The sequence below is a fragment of the Chloroflexota bacterium genome, from assembly GCA_018648225.1.
Lineage (GTDB): Bacteria > Chloroflexota > Anaerolineae > Anaerolineales > UBA11858 > NIOZ-UU35.
Genome location: JABGRQ010000054.1, coordinates 1 through 5,086, shown reverse-complemented (window position 1 = coordinate 5,086; position 5,086 = coordinate 1). Strand labels below are relative to the sequence as shown.

The window sequence follows — 5,086 nt, the reverse complement described above, 5'->3', positions numbered from 1 at the left end:
CCCAGCCATTCGCTCTCAGCGCCCCAATAAATATCCTCTTCCGGCTCCCAGATATCCTCACGTCCGCCCGCGAAGCCAAAGGTCGTGAATCCCATCGACTCCAGCGCACAGTTCCCAGCGAGGATCATCAGGTCGGCCCAGGAGATCATATTGCCGTATTTCTGCTTGATCGGCCAGAGCAAGCGGCGCGCCTTGTCGAGATTTACGTTGTCAGGCCAACTGTTGAGAGGGGCAAAGCGTTGGTTGCCGGACCCGGCTCCACCGCGGCCATCGCCGGTGCGGTAAGTGCCTGCGCTGTGCCATGCCATCCTGATAAAAAGCCCTCCATAGTGACCGTAATCGGCTGGCCACCAATCCTGCGAGTCGGTCATCAGCGCATAGAGGTCCTTCTTCAGGGCCTCTAGATCGAGTTTCTTGAATTCATCAGCGTAATTAAATTCCTCGCCCATCGGATTGCTCTTGGAAGAGTGTTGATGGAGAATATTGAGATTTAACTGATTTGGCCACCAATCCCGGTTCGACGTGCCGCCACCGCTGGTAGTGGGATTATGATGTACGGGGCACTTGCTGTCTTCATTCATAAGGTTGTCTCCTTTTGCTATAGCAACATTTTCCTAATTATCTAACAATAGGATTGTACAAAACTTTGGTATAGTTGTAAAATATCAGTTGTCTATGTAATCCATAGTTGTAAACTATACAAAGGAAAATTTCATGGAACTCCACCAACTCGAATATTTTGTCGCTATCACCGAAACGGGCAGTTTCAGCCGGGCGGCCCAACGCTGCAATGTGGCGCAGCCATCCCTCAGCCAACAAATCATCAAGCTCGAACATGAGATCGGGCAGTCCCTTTTTGACCGTTTAGGACGCAAAGTAGTGCTGACCGAAGTGGGAAAACGGCTGCTGCCGCGCGCCAACGCGATCCTGGGAAAATTGCAGGAAATAAAAGTGGATCTTCAAACTGAAATTCAAGATGGCTGCGGTACCCTGGCGGTGGGATTCATCCCCACAATTGCCCCGTTTGTGCTGCCGCGCGTCATCCACCGCTTCAGCCAGGAATTCCCCAATACCACCCTCGAAGTTCACGAAGGCCTGACGGAGGAACTGGTCCAAAAGATCATCGATGCCGATCTGGATGTGGGCATCACCAGTTTACCGATCAAGAATAAACTAATCCGCACCGAGGAGTTGCTCGTCGAACCCTTGTTAGTTGCCTCCACGCAAAAATTTGAAATTGCGTCGCGGGCTGTCATTCAGGTCAAAGAATTAGATGATTTCCCCTTTATTGCTTTGAGTGAAGTGCATTGCCTGGGTGAACAAGTGCAATCCTTCTGTTACCAACAAGATCTGGAATTAAACATCGTTTGCCATACTTCACAACTGGTCACCGTCCAAAATTGCATTGCCCTGGGGTTGGGCGTATCCCTGGTGCCGCAAGCTTTGGCTCTCAGCGACACATCTGGAGACATCATTTATCGAACCGTTAGCGGCATCGCTCCGAAACGTAAAATCGCGGCTGCTACGCATGCCAAGCGGAACCAGTCGTTTCTGGCTTGCAAATTTATAGAGATCGTTAGATCAGAATACCCCCCTAATTAGGAGTTTCTTGCGCTCTTGCGGTGAAAGATGCATTTCATCTTTTGTTTTTTTCCTCAACTCATCTTGTCCCTGCTCCACATTTTCATCAAGTCGAGGTGCTAACTGTTCTTTAGCCGATGCTCAACATGAGCAAAAAACCACTCCAGCACAGTGCGGGAAACACCCTTGCGCGCGCCAAACATCAATTTTCGCCCTACCGGATCGAGGGGGTATATTATTACCGAAACATCGGTTGTATCCGGCGCTTTTTCAAGTATTGTGACTTCTACCTGGGTGCGATCACCCAGCACTTTACCATGAATCGTTTTGCTAAATTTAGCCTCGAGGGTCCCGGCTTTGGGGTCTTGTTTGACAACTTCGCCTTCAAGGCCTGCCACTGCACCCAACGCGGCCGTGAAGACAGCAACAACAGGATGCGAATATGATTTTGTCTCTTCGATGGTATAGGGCATACTATTCTCCTTTTACGGCTTCAACCCAGCGAGGAAGGTTTCGGCTTTCTCAACCAGAGTACGGTTGCCAATAAAAACGGGGGTGCGCTGATGAATATCTGTCGGTTGAATATCCAGCAGCGATTGTTTGCCGTCTGATCCATAGCCGCCAGCCTGTTCGGCCAGGAAAGCCAGGGGCGCGGCTTCATATAGCAGGCGAATTTTGCCATCCGGCTTGTTATATTCATCGGGATATCCGAATACCCCGCCGTGGATCAGGTTTCGATGGAAGTCGGCGACCATCGAGCCAAGATAACGTTGTGACAGAATTGGGTCTTGGGAAGCAGAGAGCCAATCAACGTATTGCTTCATCGGCTTGCTCCAGCGCTCCACAGAAGCATGGTTGAAGCTGTAATATTTGGGCGAATCGTGGAAACGAATCCCCTCGTGCGAGAGCAAAAATTCTCCCCAGGCTGGGTCAAGCGTAAAGCCATGCACTCCCTGTCCGACACTATAAACCAACATGGTACTGGTTCCGTAGAGAATGTATCCCGCAGCGACCATATCCCGTCCGGGTTGCAGGCAATCTTCCAGGCGGCCGCGGCGCTCATCGTCAAGGGCACGATAAATCCCAAATATGGTGCCGATGCTGATGTTGGTATCAATATTCGAGGAACCATCCAGGGGGTCAAACACCAGCACATAATGCCCCTTGGGGTGTTTCGCGGGGATTGGGATCCAATCATCGCGCTCTTCAGAAACCATGGCGCATAGGCGTCCGGTGTGGTCGTTCAGGCGCACAACAACATCGTCGGCATAGACATCCAGTTTGCGTTGTTCTTCGCCCTGAACATTAACATTGTCTGCCAAACCCAGAATATCGAGCAAGCCAGCCCGGCGGGTTTGAGAAGCAATGATCTTGGCAGCTAAGGCCAGATCGTACAACAAGGCCGTGAGATCCCCACGGGCATAATCCGGTTGGGTATCCAGCAAGAAACGTTCGATAGTTATTATTTTATTGGTTAGCATAATATCAGTGTATCAAATTTGATGAACTTCTGCCAGCGCAACCAGTTGCTTGACTAAGCTGGGAGAGCCGACCGCTGTCCCGCTGAGGCTGGCCGCGGCCGCACCGCAAGCTGCTCCCCAGCGCAAAGCCTCCACCACAGGCATCCCCTGGCTCAATCCCCAAACCAGCCCCCCAACCAAGGAATCGCCCGCGCCGATGGGGTTGCGCTCTTCGATCGGAGGACTTTTTACCAGCCAGTGTCCATCCGGTGTTACAAGCAACGCACCCTGCTTACCCAATGAAACAACTACATTGGATACACTCATCTCTTGCAAAACCAGAGCTGCTTCGACAATTTGCGTTTGATTCTCCACGGGCAACCCGGTGATTTTTTGAATCTCAACATCATTAGGTTTTACCAGGAACGGGCCAACCATGCAGCCCTGTGACAGGGCTTCCCCGCTGGTGTCGAGGAGGGCGCGGGCGCCCGCGCCCTGGATAATCTCGATGAGATGAGTATAAAAATCAGACGCTATGCCCGGCGGCAGGCTGCCCGCCAACACCCACCAGTCATCGGGTTGGCTCAGTTGGCGGACTTTTTCGATTAACGACAGTTGCTCGGCGGCGGAAATAGTAGGCCCAGGTTCATTGACTTTGACAAAGCGGTCATGCGCCTCGGTGACAATGCTGACGTTGGTGCGCGTCTCGCCGTCTACCCAGACGAAATCGGTGCCGATGCCGAGGGCTTCGAGACCGTCTTTGAGCAATTCGCCACTTTTGCCCCCGGCAAAGCCTAAAGCCGCACTGGCGGTTCCTAGCGATTTGAGCATCCGCGAGACATTGAAGCCCTTGCCGCCAAAATCCACTTGCCAATCCGATGCCCGCAGCACCGAATCGAACTCGATAGCCGGGACGGTCAATTCGCGGTCGACAGCCGGGTTGAGGGTCAGCGTGTAGATATTATTCATTTGGCAGGCTGCCAGTGCGATTCAATCAAAACAGCCTCAGCTTCAGCCGTCCAAACGTTGCCAGGGCCGAGTTTTTTAGCGACTTCGGGCAATTTTTCGGCAAGTTCATCCAGACCCATCAAGGGTAAAGCTTGAATTTGGGGGAAGATGACGATCTTGCCGGGGTAGCTGCTGTTGATGACACCATCAATGGCATCCAGGCCCGCTTGCATCCCGCCGATGGCTGCCACCATACGCCCCGGAGAGAGTGCGCCTTCGTTGGCGCGCTGCAAAACCGCAGCCTGATCGTGGATTGTCAGGCCCGAGGTGCCAGTGTATTGTGCATTGTGCAGGTAAACATTGCTCAAATCGAGCGGGGCCATGGTGCCGTTGGGAACTCCCGCGAAGAGAACCAACATACCATTAGGATTCATCAACGTGGCAGCTTCTGCCATCAGCCCAGCTACGGGCACACTGACCACAACATCATCTACGCCCTGACGATTCGTCAGGCCCATGACGAAATCGTATAGCGTTTGGTCCGAGTCAACGGGGTTGATGACATGCAACTCACGGCCATGTTGTTTGGCCAGTGGAATAAAACGCTCTCGCAAAGCTTCCAGGCGATTTGCGTTAACCTCGGTAGCAATTAACAAGCGCGGGCCATCTGGCATTTCGATAGCGCGTTGAACGTGCATCTGGCCCATTGGGCCGCCCGCACCGATGAATACCGTGGAACCATTGGCCTGCAATTCACAGCGGTTGCGCGTTTCGCCATACGAGGCGGCAATATCTGCCCCTGTGTTCCCGAGGAAGGCGATATAGTCATAATGTAAACGTCCGACATCAGCATCGACGAGGCCATCCAGCGGGTTGGTTCCGACCATATTCATGGTGCCACGACGAGCAATTTGACGGGAAATCTCGCTAACGGCTGTGGCAGAGCTTGGCTCGAGGGCGACGATATCGTCAAAGCCTGCGCCTTCTGTTAGCTCAGCAGCGAGGGCTGCGTATTCTTCGGGCTGTACGCCATTTTTTGTGATGACTTGCGCTTCAGTTACTTCAACCAGTTTTTTTATAGAGGCTGGTACATCGGT

General features: G+C 52.6%; 6 protein-coding genes. 1 reads left to right on the top strand and 5 read right to left on the bottom strand.

The window, feature by feature from the left end; translation table 11 throughout:
- The coding region (locus tag HN413_03460) for a catalase-peroxidase (protein ID MBT3389445.1) at positions 1 to 581 on the bottom strand (581 nt) is incomplete at its 3' end.
- Positions 582 to 714: 133 nt separating this feature from the next.
- Here HN413_03460 and HN413_03455 point away from each other — a divergent pair.
- Positions 715 to 1,602 (top strand): LysR family transcriptional regulator, encoded by an 888-nt coding sequence (locus tag HN413_03455; protein MBT3389444.1) that lies wholly within the window; start codon positions 715 to 717, stop codon positions 1,600 to 1,602.
- 98 nt (positions 1,603 to 1,700) lie between these two features.
- On the opposite strand, the gene HN413_03450 is transcribed toward HN413_03455, so the two are convergent.
- From HN413_03450 to HN413_03435, 4 genes are all read right to left on the bottom strand, one after another.
- A complete protein-coding gene (locus HN413_03450) occupies positions 1,701 to 2,054 on the bottom strand; it encodes a hypothetical protein (GenBank protein ID MBT3389443.1) in 354 nt (117 codons plus the stop codon).
- A 12-nt stretch (positions 2,055 to 2,066) separates the two neighbouring features.
- Positions 2,067 to 3,062: a class 1 fructose-bisphosphatase gene (gene fbp / locus HN413_03445; protein ID MBT3389442.1), complete on the bottom strand. Its 996-nt coding sequence runs from the start codon at positions 3,060 to 3,062 to the stop codon at positions 2,067 to 2,069.
- Between the two features lie 12 nt (positions 3,063 to 3,074).
- The gene (gene pfkB / locus HN413_03440; GenBank protein ID MBT3389441.1) at positions 3,075 to 4,010 is read right to left on the bottom strand and encodes a 1-phosphofructokinase; all 936 of its coding nucleotides are present in this window, start codon (positions 4,008 to 4,010) and stop codon (positions 3,075 to 3,077) included.
- Positions 4,007 to 5,086 (bottom strand): zinc-binding dehydrogenase (locus HN413_03435; GenBank protein MBT3389440.1); only part of this gene is annotated, 1,080 nt, incomplete at its 5' end. The genes pfkB and HN413_03435, both read right to left, overlap by 4 nt.